We start from the raw sequence: 19975 nt of genomic DNA on the forward strand, positions 1-19975 counted from the left end.
ATTTCATCTCCTAATATACAATTTGATTTTCTGATACAGTTTCGCTGTTCAAAACAATATTGTCGTAAAGGGCCACACTGTAATTCAAATTCTCTGTCACGATACAATAATCGCTGTTCTTGTGAAGAATCTGTACAATTTCAAATTGGGTGTATCCCTTATTTACATTATAAACGCCGGGAAGCTGACCTGTGGCACCGATACGGAACCGTTCATCTTCATTTCCCGTATTAACCTTGCCGATGTAATCGCCAAGAGAAAAATCATCCATACTTACATAGAAATAATTTTCATCTTTATAATAGATGCCTGTCGTGCGGAAATCAGCAACCGTTTCACCATTCTCATTGGTTCGTTCACAATAAAATCCTTCTTCATAAGAACGATTATCCTGAATCAGGTATTCGATCGGAATCTGATAAAAATCCTTTGTCAGAAGAGCTGAAGTCGGAATTTTAAGACCATGAGCTTCCTCAAAAATAATTTCAATATCAATATAGCGTTCTGAAATATATCGGACCATGTAGTCATTTAAAGTCAGTACCCCGTAAGTACCGTCACTCCCTTGAAAAATATAAAAGTCAGATACAGTCTCTATATTATCTTTTTTAAAAGTCAGATTAACGGAGCTTACATCTGTTAGTTGAGCTGCCTGTTCAGAAGTCAGCGGAATGACGATCTCCCACTGATGGTTATGAACCAGTTTATAAGCTGGTTGCCCTGATTCTATATAAGTATAGGGATTGACCTGATGTTGTTCATAGGTACTGTCTGTTAATACTTCTTTAGTTACAGTTTCCACAGAAAGATTTTCATACCCGTCATAACTGTAAGAGACAATGCCGCTCCCGGAGGTTTGAATAACCTGACCTCCGGAGGTGTTCGCCTGATAGTCCTGAATTTTGGCATTACTGACCATTTCTGTGGAAAGGCTTTGCAGATTATAGCTCAGGGAATAGACCTGAGAAAACTGACTGTCTGTATAATTCTTAGAAAACACTGTGATCTGGTCCCGGATATCACTGTAGGCCGAAGCGCTGAACGTCCTGTTTTCAGAATCCTGAGTACTGTTGTTTTGAGGCGGATTGCTGCTCAGCAGATAAATATTTCCTGCACTGGCTACTTTATCACCTTCTCCGACATAGAAATTAATATAACCATTCCCGGAAGCATTGATAACTTCTTCATCACGGATACATACACCGGTAAAGGATGCGCTGTTGACAATCTGACCCTCTTCCACACGGCATACAGAAATTCTGTCTTTCATCAGATTAGCGACGATGGTGATCGTCAGGTAAACGAAAAGAATAATAAAAACAATAAAGCCAATATTCAATTGAAATTTAAAACTTTTACGATTATCTTCCATAATATATCCCTCTAACGGTCGTCAAAAATCTTTAATGCCGGGCCGTTTCTGTAGTCATATCGTTTGCCTTGAAAGCTTTTATGAGCTTCCATATGAGCTAAAAATTCATCCTGAAGTTTCCACCAGCTTGTCTGCCAGTTGGAGAACAGGGCTTCTGCCTCGGGAATGCGGCTAAACAAGCGCTCCACAGCAATATCCGGCGAAAGGTATTCAAGAAATGTCTGCAGTCTCAGAAAATAATCTTCTTTTGTACCGATCTCCAGTCGGCCAGTTTCAAACAGCCGGGCCATTTCTGTCTCACGAGCAATATAAAGTGAATGCGCCTTCACAAGATGATTTCCCATGATAGAGATAATTTTTGCTGTTTCGATAACATCCTCCAAAGTATCCCCCGGCAGATTCAAAATAGCATGGGTACATAAAAGAAAATCTCTTTTCTGAATCCGAAGACAGGCGTCCAGATATTCAGCCAGACCATGACCGCGTCGTATTTCTTTTAATGTATGATAATTTGCCGTCTGAAGACCAAGTTCGATGCCGATAGAAATATGACAGGTATCGGCAATCTCTTCCATCACGTCCAGATAATCTTCACGAATACAGTCCGGGCGGGTGGATATTGCAATTTCAACAATATCCGGTAACTTTGCCGCTTCTTCCATATATTTTCGCAGACTTCCTAACGGCAGGTACGTGTTCGTATAGTTCTGAAAATACACAATAAATTTTTGTGCTTTGTAGCGCCTGCGGATAAATTCCTGTGTTTTCATAAGCTGTTCTGTCACAGAAATTTCAGCAGACATAGCTTCAAAACCGGTGCCGGATTCCGCGCAAAAGCTGCATCCCTGCCCGTTCACACGGTTTGGACAGGTTACCGGAAGATTTACCGGAAGCTTATAAACTTTTGCCAAATATTGTTTTTTTAAAAAATCTGAATATTTATAGTATAAGTAATCTTTGCCCATATCATAATATTATATATGTTTTTGCGATAGATTTAAAGTCTAAATTGTTTTTTCAGGTATAATTCACAAAAAATTCGTAAATACTAGAAAGAGAAAAACAGGAGGTGGAATCATATGGAAAGGAACTGGCTTGACGTCGTTTGCCTGATTTTGATCATTATAGGCGCTGTTAACTGGGGACTGATCGGCTTTTTTAGCCTGGACATCATATCCGTTATATTTGGAAATATGTCCATGATCTCCCGGATTATTTATGCAGTTGTCGGTATTGCAGGTATCTACTCTTTGGTACTTTTCTGGAAACTTAAAGCCGAGGAATAAACGAGATGAAACACGCTTCGCGAGTTTCACTCGTTATCGCGACAGTCGCCAAATATCCGCGCAAGTGCGGCTGCCTGGCTCGTTGCTCGCGTAAATAAAAAAGGGACTTCAACCTTTTGGTTCAAGTCCCTTTTTTCATGTTTTATAAAGAGATGATAATATCGTCTTTAAAGTCGTCCGGTAAATGTTCAGCATCTACGGAAATGCTGATAACAAAATTAATATCAAATCTGGAAGAAATATCTTTCAATTTGGAAAGAACAAAGCCAATATATTCATCCGATACGGAAGAAATGGTTAAAAAGCTATCCAGATACATAGCCTCCAAATCGTGATCCTGAGAAATAAGACCACATATAAAACCTAAAAATGCGTCATATGTATCCAGTGGATACTCACTTAAATTGATCAAACGAATCTTGTTGCTCAATTCATACATATGTTTGTTGTTTTTGTCCAGATATACCACATTACCATTTGCATTTTTAACTTCTTCATTGGCTTTCTGGATTAAGTATTTTGTTTTACCCTTACCTTTTACACCTGAAATAATCTGTATCATTTTGTTCTCCTCCTCTATATGCCCTCGTCTTATTCGTGTAATAAGCCTATCCTTATTATAGTATAAGCTGACTGAAAATTCAATCTCTATTTCGGAATTTTATTCAATAGGATATTCATTTCCGAATACAATTCATCACTGTCGGAAGCTCCTAAAACAACCGAAATGTATCCTTGATTTTTTTTGTCCACCTCGTAGAGAATCAGACAACATCCGGCCTCATCGGTGGTTCCTGTCTTGCCGCCAAGGACCCGGACACTATCCGGATAATCGTAATAGTCAAGGAAGTATTGATTTGTTGTGTTATAGACCGCATCCACGGTTCCGCCGCCGGCGTCTTTATAACTTAAGTGATAAGAATTCTGTCGGATTGTTTCCTGAAAAGCGTCATACTCTAAACACTTGTCAAAGATTAAATATAAGTCATAGGCGCTGGTATAGTGATCACTGTCATGAAGTCCGCTTGGATTGACAAAATGGGTATCTACACAACCGAGTTTTTTCGCTTCTTCATTCATCATATCTGCAAAAGCCTCAACACTTCCAGCAATATGGATTGCCAGTGCATTGGCGGCGTCATTGCCGCTATATACCAGAAGGCCATGAAAAAGCTGTTCCACAGTCAGCTGGTCTCCCACCTCGAAACCACACAGTTTTGCTCCATAATCGGTAACGACCATATCCTCGGTAAAAACAACCGTTTCGTTAAAGTCAGCTTTCTCCATGGTAATCAAAGCCGTCATGATCTTTGTGACACTGGCCGGATAGACCCTGTCGTAGATATTTTTTCCGTAAATATTACTTAAGGTATCTTTTCCGGCAATCAAACCAGCTTTTGCATCAATGTCTTCATCTTCCTTCACACTTTCGGATGTTTCATCAATCGTCTCCGTTTCCGGTTCGGTTTCTGAATCAGAAGCACTTTTTTTTGTTTCGTCTGTTTCAGATTCCGATGGATCGGTTTGTGTTTCATCGGTCTCGGCTGTATTGTCTGTACTGCTGACAGCACTCGTGTTTTTAGGGAAAACAGCCAGATCCTCAGCAAAAAATGTGTAAGCATTTTCTGTAGAAGTATTGATGATCAGACTTTTACTGTTCAGTGCCGTATCCGTATAGGATTTAATCAATGGCGCCGACTGAGAACAGCCAGTTAGAAGACTTATTGTCAAAAGGCATATTGCGCCTGTCTTGATTTTTTTCATATTATTATCACCTGTTTAAAATCATTTGTAAAATTCCCGCCAGTCTAAATCGCCACGATCCAGAGCCTTGATCAGAAGTTCGGCAGTGGCCAGATTGGTAGCCAGCGGAATATTGTGATTATCACACAAACGGACAAGGGTATGTACGTCCGTCATACCGGAAGCCTGGGACGGATCTCGCATGAATATAACCAGATCAATATCGTTATTTTCAATTTGAGCGCCCATCTGCTGCTCACCGCCGAGAGTCCCCGCCAGATATTTGTGTACGGTCAGATTTGTAACTTCTTCGATCAACCGGCCGGTGGTTCCCGTAGCAAAAAGTTCATGCTTCGCAAGTATGGCGCGATATGCAATACAGAAATTCTGTATCAGCTTTTTTTTGCTTTCATTTGCAACGAATCCAATGTTCATATAATCTACCTCCTGCCTTTCTGCAAATCAATATTAATAACCAGCCCGATGCCGACCATATTGGCCAACAGGGCACTTAAACCATAACTGATAAAGGGCAACGGAAGTCCCGTATTCGGAAGCAGATTGGTAGCCACACCAATGTTGACGAATGACTGGAAAGCAATCATAGAAGCTATACCGCTGGCGATCAATCGTCCACTCATATTGGATGCATTTTTTGCAACTTTCAAACATTCAAAAACAATGGCTGCCAGAAGCAAAATGGTTATACAACTTCCAATAAAGCCAAGTTCCTCTCCGATGACGGAAAAAATAAAGTCGGTCTGCTGCTCCGATATGAAATTACCGCCCTTTACAGACGTGATTGTATTATTATTCAGCCCCTTCCCGTTAATCATTCCGGAGCCAATGGCCATAACAGAATTGTACTGCTGATTCGCCGTCGTCTGCTGATATTCGGAAGGGTTAAGGAATGCCAGAATACGGTTCAGCTGGTAGCCGTGAAGCAATACCTGAAAAGGCTGCTGGATATACCAGACGAGAAAGCCGAGTATCGGTACTGTAAACAGACAGACTCTTCCAATAAAACGATAGCTCAGTCCGCCGCAGAAAATCATCATGACAAAAATGAATAAGAACACTAGTGTGGTGGACATATTCGGTTCTTTGTAAATTAAAAATACAGGAATAATATAAATAATACCAATCATGATCAAAGATTTTAACTGGCTGATCTGGTCTCTGTGGTCCACGATCAGACGGGTCAATACAATGATCATCATAATTTTGGCAAATTCACTTGGTTGAAGTGTGCCAAAGGAACCAAGTGAAAACCATCGCCTGGCGCCATTGACATTGACCCCGAAAAATAAAACAGCCGTAAGCATCACAACAGCCATAAGGTAAATCGGCCACTGGAATTTTAAAATAAAATTATAATCAATAAAGGATACAATGACCAGTGCGATCAATCCAACGATCATACCCAAAAGCTGTTTTCTGGCATAGCCATCCGCTGCACTCTCAATAACAAAAAGCCCGAGAGTTGTTGCCGCTATGACGAGGAGCAACAGTCGCCAGTTGTACTTTTTTAAATTATAATTTAAAAAACGAAATTTATCTTCATATAAGTTCATTAACAAATCACCTTGTTTATTTCTTTAAAAGGTACCCGGGCAACGAGCATCATGGAGCCGTCACTTCGGAGTGCCCTTTCGCTTTGAAGAATGTTGACCTCCATATGGTCCACATCCACTTCCATGTATTTTGACAGAGTAAGCCCGATATCCCCCTTGATTCCATTGATCAGGTCGGCGGAACAGTCCGCTCTGTCGGAAATGAGCAATGTTTTGAGACGCTGTTTGGCGACAGCACCGGAACCCTTTTTCTTTTTCCTTTGTAATCCCGAAAACCATCCCATATATATCTCACCTACCCTCTCACGAGGAATCGTGTCAAGCGACGAAACCATCCGGTCTGATAGCGTTCTGCAAGTAATGGAACCTCCTGTCCCATCAGTCTGAGACATATATTGGCATAGGCCTGTCCGGCCATGGTGTTTCTTCCCACGAGGGGTTCGCCCTGATTGGTAGATACGACCACATTTTCGTCATCCGGTACGGCTCCGATCAGGTCAATGGATAAAATGTCCATAATGTCTTCCAATGACATCATTTCGCCATTTCGAATCATATCAAAACGAAGACGATTGACGATCAAATCCATACGTCCAATTTGCTGAGATTCCAAAAGCCCGATAATCCGATCGGCATCCCGAATAGCTGCCACCTCCGGCGTGGTCACAATGAGTGCCCTGTCGGCTCCGGCAATGGCATTCTGGAAGCCCTGTTCAATACCTGCCGGACAGTCCAGGATAATATAATCGAAATCCTCCCGCATCTGCTCTACCAACTTTTTCATCTGCTCTGGGGAGACACTGCTCTTATCCCGGGTCTGGGCTGAAGGCAGCAGAAACAGCCCCGGGTAACGTTTGTCTCGAATAAGTGCCTGCTTCAGACGGCAGGTGCCTTCAACGACATCCACAAGATTGTAGATGATTCGATTTTCAAGACCAAGAATAACATCCAGGTTTCGAAGACCGATGTCTGTATCGATCATAACGACACGCTTGTCCATCTGGGCAAGCCCCATTCCTATGTTTGCTGTTGATGTGGTTTTTCCCACACCGCCTTTTCCGGATGTAACAACGATCACTTCGCTCATATCAATTCCCTCCAATGAATTTCCCGATGTTGAAACTTCTCACAGGTTATCATTGGTATTTTGATGTTCAGGCATTAATCGGAAACCGTAGTGCCTTCAACGTTTGCGGCCTGACGTTTGCCATCGGTAGCTTCATTCTGATGGAAAACGTAGGAAAGCATATTTTTTGCCACACTTCCCGAGTTGTAGGAACCATAACCATAAGGTAATACGACCGTCACTGTAACCTCCGGGTCATCAAACGGTGCAAAGGAAACAAAAAGGCCATGGTCCGGTCTCAGGGCATTTTCCTGAGCTGTACCTGATTTACCGGCAACCTCCACGTCTAATCCGGAAAATATGGAATAGAATGATGAATTCCCGATAACTTTATACATACCATTGAAAATCGAATCCCATGTGGACTTTTTAAAGTCAATGTGATCGATAATCTCCGGCGTGTAGTCTTTGATCAACTGATCATTTGGATCAGTCAGTTTATCCAGAATCGATAAATTATATAAATCCCCTTTACTGGCCACTGCTGTAATATAGCGGGCCAGCTGAGACGGTGTATAACTGTTGCGTGCCTGTCCGATTGCCGAGAGAACCGGGTCCATATCAGACATGTTCGGGTCTGCCTCTTCCAGTTCAATACCAGAAGTACGGTCCAGACCAAACAGGGCCATATATTTCCGAAGTCTCTGAATACCATACTCGGAGTTATAGTGGTCATTTGAATCTATACCGAGACGATATCCTACTTCATAAAAGAAATAGTTACAGGATTCTTTAATGGCCTCCGTGACTTCAATAGAACCATGGCTGAACTGAGTTGACCAACAGCTGGCCGGAGTACCTACTTTATCAAAGACGATCAAATCGGTAATATAACTATCTGGTGTGATCACCCCTTCTTCCAGACCAGCTGCCGCCGTAATCATTTTAAAGGTGGAGCCAGGTGCCGTTTTTTGCAGCATTGCCCGATTGTACAGCGGAAGCGATTCATTTTCCAAAAGTGATGCAAAATAACCGGCATCACCGATCCGGTTCGCATCATAGCTCGGATACGATACAAGTGCAAGAACTTCACCGTTTTTCGGATCCGTGACCACAAGAGAGCCGGAACATGGATCCAGAGCCAGCATATCCGGAGTAATCTCCAGATTTTTTATTTTATTATATATAAATGTATATGCATCGGTCACGTTGTTGACCAGATTATCATAATCCGCATCCTTTTCAAGAACTCCCTGTTCATACAACAATTCACAGATCTGCTGGCCGCTGATCATCCCCTGGTTCAACATAGCACAGTAAACAATCTTGGAAAAACTATTATTTCCATCCAGTTCCAGTAGAATAAACTCAGTCAAAGCTGCATAAATTTGATTGGAGTCCAGAAAAGTATCGGAAATATCCAATGCAGATACCTGAACAGCATCTTTTCCGATAGCATAATGGAGATACTCATAAAGACTTGTGTTGCCTGTTGCCCACAACTGACTCGTCTCATCATCCGAGGACAATTTGGATGTATCCAAAATACCATTATTAGTAATTATATTTTCAATAAGTTCAATATATTCCCGTTCTGCTTCGGAACATCCATTATATGAATTCATATTTGTTCCGTCAAGCAGATGACGGATCGTTTCAAATTGACTGCTCTCCTGAGATTCATACATGGCATAGATGTTTTTTTCCAGTTCGGAGGCAGTTTTGTCCTTCATCCGGTCCAGATCAATAATACCATTTTTTATAAAAGCCGCGTAAACTTCATTAATATCAATACCATCACTTCCGCCGCTGGAAAGTTTTTGCAGAACAATACCTGCAATCTCCTCTTCCAGTAAATTATAGGCCTGAATCTGATAATCTTTATCAATCGTCAGATACAGATTGTTTCCCGGCGAAGACTCGATGCGTTCCGCAACTTCAAGAATACTTCCAAGACTGTCCACATAAACTGTCTGTTTTCCCTTTTGACCATGAAGCTCATCTTCAAAGTTTTTTTCGAGGCCCGTCTTTCCGACAATATCCCCGGAGGCATAATCGTCGTTTCCGGCCTGACGGTATTCTTCAAGTTCATCCTCTGAAATCTCACCGCAATAACCGGTTATATTTGAAAAGTATTTACTATTTTCATATTGACGTACATAGTCCTGTTCAATTGTTACTCCGGGAAGGTCAGCAGTGTTTTCCTTGATTTTTGCCACAAGCGTATCGCTGACGTCCGAAGTGACGGTAACAGACAGATATTGTTCATAACGCTTCATATAAAGCTCATAACGGATAGCTGCAATTTTCAATGCATCTTCTGTAGAATAGGAATCATCAATGCCAAACATGGAAGTACTGTCATCACCATGGCACATATAGTTGAACAACTCTTCCACCGTGACATTTCTCTGCTCCTCCGAAAGCTGGTCAATATTGTCTTTGCCATAAACATTCCTTATAAAGCGCAATCGGCTGTTGCCGCTGGAAGTAAATTCCATCGTTCCATCGTCATAAAGACGAATAGGTATATTATAAATCGTTTCATAACCAGAGCCTTCAATTAATTGAATTAACCGCATAATCATTTCATTCTTTTCGGCATTGGTTTCCAGCAGGGAACTATCTTCGATCGTTATTGAATTGGCCAGACGGTTATATGCCAGAATCTTTCCATTCCGGTCATAGATCGTTCCTCTGGAACTCGGCAATTCTGTTTCTTTCTGTATGCGGTATGTAAAGCTTTCCAGATAGCTTTCACCTTCGATAACCTGCAATACAAAAACTTTGTGAATGAGCAAGACAAAAAGAAATGCAAAAAATGCACCGATTACAAAGATTCTTGATTTTGTCAGATCAGAAATGAAGTTTAATATCTTTTTAATCAATACGGTTTTCACTTCCTTTTATTTCAATCTTTTTATTTATCCAGCTGATTATCCGATACAGAAAAACAGCCAGAATCAATGTGTAAATTATTTCCGGGAGAATAATCTTACGGAAATAGAAGAAAAAATCCATTCGTCCCCGTGTCAGAAAACTGGCCAGGTAGATGGCCGCACTGTAAATCAAGTCACCGACGCCGATCATCACGATTGGCAGTGTCATGTCTTCTTCATAAAAAATCTGCTGTACATAGCCGGCCATGTAGCCGATGACTGAAAGTATCAGTGCATAAAATCCAAAGTACAGCGCAAACAGAGCATCCATCAGGATACCAAAAAAGAATCCGATCAGACACCCTTCTTTTTTTCCACGAATCATTCCGATCGATACCGTACAGATGACGAAAAGATTCGGTACGATGCCACCCAAAGTCAGGTGGGGAAAAACGCCGATCTGAAGAAAATAGACCATGAATATCATAGCAACATAAAATATCAGCCGCCGCATGTCAGGACTCCTCCTCTTCTGATTCCGAAGCCACTAGGTCAGCTTTAAGCTGGGTGATCACCATGACATTTGTAATATTGTCAAAACTGACCTTGGGTGTGATATGTGCATTCTGGGATAAATTCGAACTATCCATAGATACATCACTGATATAGCCAATAACGAGTCCCGGCAGATATTTATCACTGATATATGAGGTCACGACTTCATCACCTGCGGCAATCTGAGCATCTTTTGAAATCATCTCGACGTCCAGAAGCCCATCCTGATAGAGTTTCAGGTCACCATTGACGATACATAATTCAGTGGATTTCGACAACATGCCGCTCACACTGCTCGTATCATCAATGATTGCCCGCACAGTCGCATTATTTGCGGAAACATCGGAAACAATGCCAACAAGACCGTTATCATAAATAACATTCATATCCTTTTTGATTCCGTCATTACTTCCTTTGTCGATAATAAAGCTGTTATACCAATTCCCGGCATCTTTACTGATGATCCGGGCCCCCACCATATCATAATCCGGATAGACTTCTTTCATTTTCAGAAGTTCGCGAAGAGACTCAAGCTCAGACAGATTGTTCTCCATCGAAGAGATCTTCGTATTTAACTGGTCGATCTGCTGTTTTAATTCCTCATTCTCAGTCAGCAGATCATTGACGGAACGGCTGTATTCCCGTCGTTCACCGATCCACTGTCCAATACTGTTCAGCCCTTTTTCCATCGGCAGAACAAGAGAACTGATACCGTTCTGGATATTTAGTTTTTCTCCATTATTCTTCAAACTGACACCAATAAAAACCAGACAAAGGACAATAATGAGCCAAAGCACATATCTCGGCTTCATCTGTTTTCTTTTGTTTTTATTCATAGGTTTAACCTTCTTTAACTAAATATTGCTTCTTTGACAGAAAAAGCCAGTTTGTGCAGCTTTTCGTCAGCCATAATAACACCAAGGCCATGAATCACGCTCTGATCCGGAACATCTGACATAATGACCGGGACTGTCAATGCTCTTTCCAGATACATTTCCAGGTTTGTGAGACGACTGCCCTCTCCCGTAACTAAAATTCCAAGATTGAGAATCGAACGAAGCACTTCCGGAGGCGTATGTTCAAACATATTCCTGGCTGTGCGGACGACCTGGACCAATAGCTCCTGAATCGGCCGACAAACAACCTGAGACTCAATCTTTACTTCGGCCGGAAGTCCGGAGATCAAATCCCGTCCAAGGACATTTTTAAAGGATTGGACCGTGTTTAATGCTGAACCCAGTTCCAGCTTCAGACTTTCTGCTGTTTTCATGCCTATCAAAAGGTTATATTTTTGTTTAACGGCTTCACATATAGCTTCATTCATGGCATTTCCGCCAATTTTTAAGAGACGGCTCGATACGATACCTCCAAGAGCTAATACGGAGATTTCCACCGTGTCCGCACCAAAATCAATGACCATGATTCCCGGAGTATGAAGGACATCAATGGCTTCACCGAGAACTGTCGCAACCGGCTTTTCTACAATATAAAGGTCCTTACTTTTGAACTCGGAGCCCATCGCCAGATCAAAGAAAGCACGCTTCTCTACCTCTGTAATATCGGAAGGCACGGCAAAATAGAATTCATTGCTTCGTATGAAACCATTCGTACATTTAATCTTCTTTAAAAATAAATCCAGTAAAATCTTCATATCATGAAGGCCGGCAATGACACCGTTTTTTACAGGACCGTATACACGGATGTTCTCCGGGGCCCGTTCGAACATGGCATAGGCTTCGTCACCGAAGGCCACCATCTCCGTTTTGCGGCGAATGGCGATCATGTTTTTTTCTTTCAGCACCATTCCCTGCCCTTCTTTATAAATTTTAATTGTTCCTGTTCCTAAATCCAGACCATATTTCTGTACAGCCATAGGATTCTCCTTTCATAGAGCCGACGATGTCATATAACCCTCGGCTTTTAAACTTATATATTTATCACCGGCCACAATAATGTGGTCCATTAAACGTATGCCCAGCAATTTTCCGGCTTCGAGGATTCTTCTGGTCACTGTCAGATCCGCGGTACTGGGTGTGGTGTCACCACTTGGATGATTATGTATCAAAATGATCGAGAAAGCGCCTGCCCGCAGAGCTTCCCCAAAAATGTCCCTCGGTTCTGCCATCGAAGCATTGATCGTTCCCTTGGAAATGAGCCGTTCCCCCACCAGGTGATTTTTTGAATCAAAAAGCATCATCATCAAATGCTCCTGACGATAGGAACGAAATTCGGCCATATAATACCTGGCAATTGATGCCGGTGAATTAAAGGACAACTGTTCCCGGGAGGTAAGTTTCGATAAACGGACAGACAGCTCACACAGGGCGAGAATCTCTATGGCTTTCACCCGGCCGACACCGTGAATCTCCATCAGGTCTTTTTTCGATAAGTGGTACAACTTTTCCAATCCGGAACCGGGCAGGTTCAGGCTCAGTATTTCTTCGGCCAGCGCCACCGCACTTAAACTCTGGCAACCTGTGCGCAGAATAAGGGCCAGCAGTTCAGCATCGGACATCTTATCCGCGCCATAAAGCTCAAACTTTTCTCTTGGACGTTCCTGTTCTGCCATCTCATGGATCAATGGTTTTTTTACTTGCATATCCATCACCTTTCATGTAAGATCCAGGCGATTGCTTTACATAAATATAAACAGGTACACTAATTTATACTACCATAAATTGTGTACCTTGTATACTTAAAATCTATGAATAATTTGTGATTTGTCCACGATACCGGCCTCCACAAGCTTCTCCAAAGACATCATAATTCCGTATTTGGAATGATACCAGGTAATGCCGCCCTGAAAATAAACCGCATACGGAGGCTTGATCGGACCGTCAGCGCTGAGTTCAATGGACGAGCCCTGAACAAAAGCACCGGCTGCCATGATCACATCGCTGTCATAGCCCGGCATAGCCCATGGTTCCGGATCGACAAAGCTGTCTACCGGCGCTGCCGCCTGAATGCCTTTACAGAATTTAATAACACCCTCCGGTGACCCAAGAACCACAGCCTGAATAATATCATGGCGGGATTCTGTGCCATTTGGAACCACATCAAAGCCAAGTTTCTCATAAATATTGGCTGCAAAAATGGCCCCTTTCAGGGCTCCGGCAACAACCTGAGGCGCCAGAAATAATCCCTGATAGAAAGATCGATTGACACCAAGACTGGCTCCAAGCTCTTTTCCAAGTCCAGGAGCTGTCAGTCGGTAAGCTGCCCGTTCCACGCATTCTTTTTTCCCGACAATATATCCGCCGATCGGTGCGAGACCACCGCCCGGATTTTTGATGAGTGAACCGACACACATATCCGCACCCACATCGGTCGGCTCAATTTTTTCTACAAATTCACCATAACAATTATCCACCATACAGATAATATCCGGTTTAATAGATTTTACAAAACGAATCAGCTCGCCGATCCGCGCCACGGATAACGTCGGTCGGGTCTGATAGCCTTTGGAACGCTGAATCGTTACCAGTTTTGTCCGTTCATTGATTGCTTTGCGGATATTTTCAAAATCAAAATCCCCATTCGGAAGCAAATCCACCTGGCGATAAGTCACCCCATATTCGGCCAGAGAACCTGTCTGAGGGCGGATACCGATAACGCCTTCCAAAGTATCATAAGGCTTGCCGACTGGTGAAAGCAATTCATCCCCAGGTCGAAGATTTCCGGACAGGGCAATCGTCAGCGCATGAGTTCCGCAGGTGATATGCGGACGTACGAGGGCGTCCTCTGCATGAAAAATATGCGCATAGACTTTTTCCAGCGTATCACGGCCAAGGTCATCATAACCATAACCGGAAGATGGCTGAAAATGAGCCTCACTTACTTTATTTGCCTGCATGGCCATGACCACTTTTAACTGATTATATTCTGCCACGGTATCAATGGCTTTAAACCTTTCTTCCAGACTTTTTTCAATACTTTCACAAAAGTCATAGACTTCCGGCATGATTCCGGCTGCTTTATACATTTCTCTCATTTTTGCAAACTCCATTCTCTATCGATTGTATTTAATATTTCTTTTAATATTTCCTCATCTGAGGATACAAGGCTCTTATCCAGCCACCGGACGTTCCGTTCCCGTCGGAACCAGGTAAGCTGTCGTTTGGCGAAATGCCGCGTATCCCGTTTCAAAACATAGATCGCTTCATCCAGGGTACATTTTTTTTGCAGATAAGGAATCAATTCTTTATATCCGAGTCCCTGCATGGAGACTAAAGAACTATCATACCCCTTTTTCAGAAGATTGTCTACCTCTGAAATAAGCCCGTGGTCAATCATCTGGTCAATACGTTTTTCAATGCGTTCATACAGAACCTGCCGGTCATGAGTCAGTACAAAATAGAGAAAATCATAAGGAGATTCCTTGTGACGCTCTGTTTCATTGTGGGTGGAAATCTTCTCGCCGTGCAGCTGGTAATATTCCAGCGCACGAATCACTCGTTTGACATTATTAGCATGAATCTGTTCAGCAGATTCCGGGTCCACTTCTCTCAGCTTTTCGTGGAGAAAAGCGGCACCTTTTACTTCGGCAAGTGTTTCCAGTTCTTTTCGAATCGAAGAATCCGAATCTTCTTCAGAAAAATCGATGTCATATAGAAGGGCCTGAATATAAAATCCGGTACCCCCCACCAGAATTGGAATACGCCCCCGACTGTAAATATCTTCTACGGCGGATTTTGCCAAATCTTTAAACATGGCAACGTTAAACGCCACATCGGGCTCAAGAATATCGATTAAATGATGGGGCACGCCATCCATTTCTTCCGAACGTATTTTGGCCGTACCAATATCCATATATTTATAGACCTGCATAGAATCGGCAGAAATGATCTCTCCACCGATGGATTTTGCCAGGGCTATGGATAATTCTGTTTTTCCGACAGCTGTCGGTCCTGTTAATATAATTAAAGGTTTCATATGATAATTCCATTCATTATACAATTCGTTTAAAACGTTTTTCAAGTTCTGTTTTTGTCATGGATATGATCGTCGGACGGCCATGGGGACAGGTATACGGGTTTTCGGCTCTCAAAAGTTCCTCGATCAGAGCGTCCGCTTCTTTTGATGATATGCGCATATTTCCCTTCACTGCAGCTTTGCAGGCCATCGTCGCGATTTTATCTCCTATCACATCGGTGCGCATTCTTTCAAACTCTCCTGCCAGTTCATCGAGAAGTTCGATGACCATTTCTTTTCCCGTAAAACCATACAAATCTGACGGTACTCCCCGGAGAGCATATTCTTTACCTCCAAAAGATTCAAACTCAAAACCCATTTTTTTAAATTGGTCCATGTATCGGTTCAGCAGATCCATCTCCGTCATGGATAAAGTGAGAATAATCGGTGGCTGGATCAGCTGTGTCATCGGTTGATTTTCTTTAAAACGCTTCATCAATTTTTCATAAAGCACTTTTTCATGGGCTGCATGCTGATCAATAATAAAAAGTTTCCCGTCATATTCTACGATCCAATAGGTATCAAAAACCTGTCCGATCAATTTGTGGCGCACCCGAGCTTCTTTTGTTAATAGACCGGTCTCAAATAATTCATACTGCTGTGGCTTATCTTCTACTGTCGAAACTCTCAGCGCTTCCAGACGCTTCTTTTCAAAAGGTTCCGGCAGTTTTTCTTCTGTCTCCTTTAACTCCGGCCGGATATCCGGTTTTGGGGTCGGTGTGACTTTCGGCTGTGTGACAGTCTGTGCGGCCGATCGTTCGGTTGGATGCTCGATCAGCCCCGATGTTGATCGTATAACTGGTCGTTCTATTGGCTTGGAAAGTGGTTTTGGAACGACTGCCACAGCCTGTTTAGGTTCAGACGGTTTGACTTCAGGAATCAGTTCTCTGCCAAAAAGTACTTGCCGAAGAGTTTCGTAAATAAATTTATACAGTTCCTGCCCATGGCTGAAACGCACTTCCATCTTGGTCGGATGGACGTTCACGTCCAATTCCGCCGTATCCAGAGTAAAATGGAGTATGGCAAAAGGAAATTTATGGACCATAGTAAATGTCTTATAGGCATCCTCGACAGCCTGTGTGATGACAGGACTTTTAATATACCTTCCGTTAATAAAATAATTTTCGTAAGAACGATTTCCACGACATATGATAGGCTTCCCGATAAATCCGGTCATACGGACCCCCTTCTGTCCGGCCTCAACCGGAAGCAGATTTGCTGAAATATCTCTTCCATATATATGGTAAAGAATATCCTTTAGCCGTCCGTTGCCTGACGTATGCAGGCGATTCTGACGGTTATTGATAAATTTGAATGAGACTTCCGGATGAGACATGGAAAGTCTGACCATCAGATCACTGATATAACCGGCTTCCGTTATATTCGATTTTAAAAACTTCCGTCTGGCCGGAGTGTTATAAAATAATTGACGCACAATAAAGGTTGTTCCGTCCGGACAGCCGATATCCTCCATGGATTTTTCCACACCGCCATTAATCTGATATCTGCAGCCAGTCATGGCATGGGCTGTTTTCGTCAGAAGCTCCACCTGAGCCACTGCAGATATGCTGGAAAGAGCCTCCCCCCGGAATCCAAGGGAATGAATTGTCTGTAAATCCTGAGCGGAACGGATTTTACTTGTAGAATGGCGGAGAAAAGCCATGGAAATATCATCTTTTTCCATACCACTGCCGTTATCCGTAATACGAATCAGCGAGGTCCCGCCATCCTGAATTTCCACAGTTACTGCCGTGGCTCCGGCATCGATGGCATTTTCTACCAGCTCCTTGACAACAGAGGAGGGTCGTTCCACGACCTCCCCGGCCGCTATTTTATTAATGGTTTCCCCATCTAATACCTGTATTTTTCCCATTTTATCACCGTTTCTTTATTTCGTCCTGATATTGATATAAAAGATTTATCGCTTCCAGTGGCGTCAGTCTTGCCAGATCCAATGCAGCAATCTGAGCAATGACCATCTGATCCGGGGAGGCTGCCTCCTCAACAACCTTTGGCGTTTCCTCCGGCTCGGACAGACAGGCCCCTTCCTCACTGGCAATTTCTCTGGCTTTGGCCGCAATATCTGCATCGATCAACTGCAGGACGATTTCTTTGGCCCTGTCCGTAACGGAAGCGGGGATACCCGCCAGCCTGGCCACCTGGATTCCATAACTTTTATCAGCGCCGCCCTGTATGATCTTTCGGAGGAAAATAATATCATCCCCCTGTTCTTTGACAGCAATACAGTAGTTATTTACGCCTGAAAGTCTTCCTTCCAGTTCGGTCAGCTCATGATAGTGGGTTGCAAAAAGGGTTTTTGCCCCCAGTTTTTTCTTATCACTGATATGTTCCACAACGGCCCAGGCAATACTCAAGCCATCAAAGGTTGACGTTCCCCGGCCAATCTCATCAAGAATCAGCAGGCTGTCCTTCGTTGCATTCCGGAGAATGTTGGCTACTTCGTTCATCTCCACCATAAAGGTACTCTGACCGCTGGCCAGATCATCTGATGCGCCGACACGGGTAAAAATCCGGTCCGAAATGCCGATATTCGCACTGGCTGCCGGCACAAAGGAACCCATCTGGGCCATCAGTACGATCAGAGCTGTCTGACGCATGTAAGTAGATTTTCCAGCCATATTAGGTCCGGTGATAATGGATACACGGCGTTGATTATTGTCGAGAAATGTATCGTTTGGTACAAAGGCATCATTCGGAATCATCTGTTCCACCACCGGATGCCGTCCATCTTTGATATCTATAATACCATTCTCGTTAATCTGAGGCCGGACATAGTGATTCCGTTCAGCAACGTAGGCCAGAGATGCATAGACATCCGTTTTTGCCAGTGCTTTAGCCGTTTGCTGAATCCGTTTGACTTCGCCGCCAATCCGGTCACGAATCATGGCAAATAAATCGTATTCCAGAGAAAATAATTTCTCTTCCGCCCCCAGAATCATATCTTCCAGTTCCTTTAATTCCGGTGTGATATAGCGCTCGGCATTGGCCATGGTCTGTTTTCGTGTCCAATCTTCCGGTACCAGTTCTTTATAGGAATTGGTAACTTCAAGATAATAGCCGAATACTTTATTGAATTTAATTCGAAGATTTTTAATTCCCGTTTCTTCCCGCTCTGTCTGCTCCATTTGGGCCAGCCATTGTTTTCCTTCGGTCTTGGCATTTCGGTATTTATCTACAGTTTCATTATACCCGGTCTTGATAATGCCGCCTTCTTTAATTGAAATCGGCGGTTCCTCTTCGATGGCAGTTTCAATTAATTTTGTAATGTCTTCAAGTCCATCCAGACTTTCATAAATTTCCTTCAGATCAGCCGTTTTCATATTACGGAGCAGATATTTGATCGGAGGGATCATGGAAAGTGAATTTTTAAAAGAAATCAAATCTCTTGGATTCGCGGATTTATAACTGATCTTACTCATCAGTCGTTCCAGATCATAGATCGCATTCAAATATTCGCGGATTTCATCCCGTGTAATGACATCTTCGTTTAATTCATCAAGGCTTTCCAATCGTCGTTCGATCAAATCTTTTTGGAGGAAAGGCTGTTCAATACAATTTCTTAAAAATCGGGCGCCCATAGCCGTTTTTGTTTTATCCAGCACCCAAAGGAGGGAGCCGCGCTTCTGTTTTTCACGTAATGTCTCCAGAAGTTCCAGATTTCTTCGAGTGGCCGTATCCAGGACCATAAAGCGTTCCGTGTGATAAGGAGTGATTTTTGTCATCTGAGGCAGAGCATTTTTCTGGGTTTCATATAAATATTGTAAAAGCATGCCTGCGGCAATGGTTCCCGTAGGATAATCGGAAAGTCCGAGTCCATCCAGCGATGCCACATGAAAATGTTCCTTTAATTTCTGAATACATAAGGCTTCATCTGAATACCAGCTTTCCAGGGCGGATACAGATATTCGCATTTTTTCTCCGACGTCTTCCAGATCAATACCGCACATCGGAAAATAATCATTATAGACAATTTCCGCCGGCGCATATTTTGTGATTTCATCCAGCACTTTTTTATCCGAATCCACTTCCGTCATATAGTAATCTCCGGTGGAAATATCTGCGACGCTGACGCCAAATCGCTCATCCATATAAAAAAGACACATCAGATAATTATTTTTCGTTTCATCCAGAGACTGTATACTTAAGTTTGTTCCCGGTGTGACAATCCGGATAACTTCACGTTTAACAATTCCTTTGGCAGTTTTCGGATCTTCCATTTGCTCACAGATAGCCGCCTTATATCCTTTTTCAATTAATTTACTCAGATAACCATCCAGCGCGTGATAAGGGATACCACACATCGGTGCCCGCTCTTCCTGTCCACAGTCTTTTCCTGTCAATGTGATTTCCAGTGCTTTTGATGCAATGATCGCATCATCAAAAAACATTTCATAAAAATCACCCAGGCGATATAATAAAATGCAGTCTTTATACTGTTTTTTCGTTTCCACATATTGCTGCATCATAGGTGTTAATGGTGCCATTCTTCTCCTCCGGTTTCTATAATT

At 42.8% G+C, this 19975-nt stretch carries 18 protein-coding genes; 1 reads left to right on the forward strand and 17 read right to left on the reverse strand.

Annotated elements, in window-relative coordinates:
• Positions 1–10 precede the first annotated feature (10 nt).
• Both EV212_RS00270 and EV212_RS00275 read right to left on the reverse strand, forming a co-directional pair.
• Positions 11–1372 carry an HlyD family efflux transporter periplasmic adaptor subunit gene (locus EV212_RS00270; RefSeq protein ID WP_132087126.1) on the reverse strand — a complete coding sequence of 454 codons (1362 nt, stop codon included), beginning with the start codon at positions 1370–1372 and terminating at the stop codon, positions 11–13.
• Between the two features lie 11 nt (positions 1373–1383).
• The gene (locus tag EV212_RS00275; RefSeq protein ID WP_132087129.1) at positions 1384–2337 is read right to left on the reverse strand and encodes a TIGR01212 family radical SAM protein; all 954 of its coding nucleotides are present in this window, start codon (positions 2335–2337) and stop codon (positions 1384–1386) included.
• A gap of 114 nt (positions 2338–2451) precedes the next feature.
• On the opposite strand from EV212_RS00275, the gene EV212_RS00280 reads away from it, so the two are divergent.
• Positions 2452–2658 carry a DUF378 domain-containing protein gene (locus tag EV212_RS00280; protein ID WP_132087132.1) on the forward strand — a complete coding sequence of 69 codons (207 nt, stop codon included), beginning with the start codon at positions 2452–2454 and terminating at the stop codon, positions 2656–2658.
• A gap of 142 nt (positions 2659–2800) precedes the next feature.
• Here the strand turns inward: EV212_RS00280 and EV212_RS00285 are convergent, their stop codons facing one another.
• The 15 genes from EV212_RS00285 to mutS form a co-directional block, all read right to left on the reverse strand.
• Positions 2801–3220 carry a cupin domain-containing protein gene (locus tag EV212_RS00285; protein ID WP_132087135.1) on the reverse strand — a complete coding sequence of 140 codons (420 nt, stop codon included), beginning with the start codon at positions 3218–3220 and terminating at the stop codon, positions 2801–2803.
• Positions 3221–3306: 86 nt separating this feature from the next.
• Positions 3307–4422 carry a serine hydrolase gene (locus EV212_RS00290; protein WP_132087139.1) on the reverse strand — a complete coding sequence of 372 codons (1116 nt, stop codon included), beginning with the start codon at positions 4420–4422 and terminating at the stop codon, positions 3307–3309.
• Between the two features lie 21 nt (positions 4423–4443).
• On the reverse strand, positions 4444–4836 hold the full coding sequence (locus tag EV212_RS00295; RefSeq protein WP_132087142.1) for a methylglyoxal synthase: 393 nt from the start codon (positions 4834–4836) through the stop codon (positions 4444–4446).
• A gap of 5 nt (positions 4837–4841) precedes the next feature.
• Entirely contained in the window at positions 4842–5975 is a 1134-nt protein-coding gene (locus tag EV212_RS00300) for an FtsW/RodA/SpoVE family cell cycle protein (protein ID WP_132087145.1), read from the reverse strand.
• The gene (locus EV212_RS00305) at positions 5975–6259 is read right to left on the reverse strand and encodes a cell division topological specificity factor MinE (protein WP_165873247.1); all 285 of its coding nucleotides are present in this window, start codon (positions 6257–6259) and stop codon (positions 5975–5977) included. Before EV212_RS00305 ends, EV212_RS00300 begins: the two co-directional genes overlap by 1 nt.
• A gap of 11 nt (positions 6260–6270) precedes the next feature.
• Entirely contained in the window at positions 6271–7062 is a 792-nt protein-coding gene (gene minD, locus EV212_RS00310) for a septum site-determining protein MinD (RefSeq protein ID WP_132087151.1), read from the reverse strand.
• A gap of 74 nt (positions 7063–7136) precedes the next feature.
• Positions 7137–9929, reverse strand: coding sequence for a penicillin-binding transpeptidase domain-containing protein (locus EV212_RS00315; protein ID WP_165873248.1), 2793 nt, complete (start codon positions 9927–9929; stop codon positions 7137–7139).
• On the reverse strand, positions 9922–10434 hold the full coding sequence (mreD, locus tag EV212_RS00320) for a rod shape-determining protein MreD (RefSeq protein ID WP_132087157.1): 513 nt from the start codon (positions 10432–10434) through the stop codon (positions 9922–9924). The genes EV212_RS00315 and mreD overlap by 8 nt, the downstream gene beginning before the upstream one ends.
• 1 nt (position 10435) lies before the next feature.
• Positions 10436–11311: a rod shape-determining protein MreC gene (mreC, locus tag EV212_RS00325; RefSeq protein ID WP_132087160.1), complete on the reverse strand. Its 876-nt coding sequence runs from the start codon at positions 11309–11311 to the stop codon at positions 10436–10438.
• Between the two features lie 14 nt (positions 11312–11325).
• Complete coding sequence (gene mreB, locus EV212_RS00330; RefSeq protein WP_132087163.1) at positions 11326–12348, reverse strand: rod shape-determining protein; 1023 nt, start codon at positions 12346–12348, stop codon at positions 11326–11328.
• A gap of 12 nt (positions 12349–12360) precedes the next feature.
• Complete coding sequence (gene radC, locus EV212_RS00335) at positions 12361–13074, reverse strand: RadC family protein (protein ID WP_132087166.1); 714 nt, start codon at positions 13072–13074, stop codon at positions 12361–12363.
• Positions 13075–13170: 96 nt separating this feature from the next.
• Positions 13171–14466 carry a methionine gamma-lyase family protein gene (locus tag EV212_RS00340; RefSeq protein ID WP_243115415.1) on the reverse strand — a complete coding sequence of 432 codons (1296 nt, stop codon included), beginning with the start codon at positions 14464–14466 and terminating at the stop codon, positions 13171–13173.
• Positions 14463–15407 (reverse strand): tRNA (adenosine(37)-N6)-dimethylallyltransferase MiaA, encoded by a 945-nt coding sequence (gene miaA, locus EV212_RS00345; protein WP_132087172.1) that lies wholly within the window; start codon positions 15405–15407, stop codon positions 14463–14465. The genes EV212_RS00340 and miaA overlap by 4 nt, the downstream gene beginning before the upstream one ends.
• 16 nt (positions 15408–15423) lie before the next feature.
• A complete protein-coding gene (mutL, locus tag EV212_RS00350) occupies positions 15424–17319 on the reverse strand; it encodes a DNA mismatch repair endonuclease MutL (protein WP_132087175.1) in 1896 nt (631 codons plus the stop codon).
• A gap of 4 nt (positions 17320–17323) precedes the next feature.
• On the reverse strand, positions 17324–19951 hold the full coding sequence (gene mutS / locus EV212_RS00355; protein ID WP_132087178.1) for a DNA mismatch repair protein MutS: 2628 nt from the start codon (positions 19949–19951) through the stop codon (positions 17324–17326).
• Between the last annotated feature and the right edge of the window lie 24 nt (positions 19952–19975).

Source organism: Frisingicoccus caecimuris (genome assembly GCF_004340975.1).
Classification (GTDB): Bacteria; Bacillota; Clostridia; order Lachnospirales; family Lachnospiraceae; genus Frisingicoccus; species Frisingicoccus caecimuris.

Bases quoted from the DNA above. Each gene is read 5' to 3' on its own strand.
- EV212_RS00270 (WP_132087126.1), bottom strand. From the start codon at position 1,372: ATGGAAGATAATCGTAAAAGTTTTAAATTTCAATTGAATATTGGCTTT.
- EV212_RS00275 (WP_132087129.1), bottom strand. From the start codon at position 2,337: ATGGGCAAAGATTACTTATACTATAAATATTCAGATTTTTTAAAAAAA.
- EV212_RS00280 (WP_132087132.1), top strand. From the start codon at position 2,452: ATGGAAAGGAACTGGCTTGACGTCGTTTGCCTGATTTTGATCATTATA.
- EV212_RS00285 (WP_132087135.1), bottom strand. From the start codon at position 3,220: ATGATACAGATTATTTCAGGTGTAAAAGGTAAGGGTAAAACAAAATAC.
- EV212_RS00290 (WP_132087139.1), bottom strand. From the start codon at position 4,422: ATGAAAAAAATCAAGACAGGCGCAATATGCCTTTTGACAATAAGTCTT.
- EV212_RS00295 (WP_132087142.1), bottom strand. From the start codon at position 4,836: ATGAACATTGGATTCGTTGCAAATGAAAGCAAAAAAAAGCTGATACAG.
- EV212_RS00300 (WP_132087145.1), bottom strand. From the start codon at position 5,975: ATGAACTTATATGAAGATAAATTTCGTTTTTTAAATTATAATTTAAAA.
- EV212_RS00305 (WP_165873247.1), bottom strand. From the start codon at position 6,259: ATGGGATGGTTTTCGGGATTACAAAGGAAAAAGAAAAAGGGTTCCGGT.
- minD (WP_132087151.1), bottom strand. From the start codon at position 7,062: ATGAGCGAAGTGATCGTTGTTACATCCGGAAAAGGCGGTGTGGGAAAA.
- mreD (WP_132087157.1), bottom strand. From the start codon at position 10,434: ATGCGGCGGCTGATATTTTATGTTGCTATGATATTCATGGTCTATTTT.
- mreC (WP_132087160.1), bottom strand. From the start codon at position 11,311: ATGAATAAAAACAAAAGAAAACAGATGAAGCCGAGATATGTGCTTTGG.
- mreB (WP_132087163.1), bottom strand. From the start codon at position 12,348: ATGGCTGTACAGAAATATGGTCTGGATTTAGGAACAGGAACAATTAAA.
- radC (WP_132087166.1), bottom strand. From the start codon at position 13,074: ATGCAAGTAAAAAAACCATTGATCCATGAGATGGCAGAACAGGAACGT.
- EV212_RS00340 (WP_243115415.1), bottom strand. From the start codon at position 14,466: ATGAGAGAAATGTATAAAGCAGCCGGAATCATGCCGGAAGTCTATGAC.
- miaA (WP_132087172.1), bottom strand. From the start codon at position 15,407: ATGAAACCTTTAATTATATTAACAGGACCGACAGCTGTCGGAAAAACA.
- mutL (WP_132087175.1), bottom strand. From the start codon at position 17,319: ATGGGAAAAATACAGGTATTAGATGGGGAAACCATTAATAAAATAGCG.
- mutS (WP_132087178.1), bottom strand. From the start codon at position 19,951: ATGGCACCATTAACACCTATGATGCAGCAATATGTGGAAACGAAAAAA.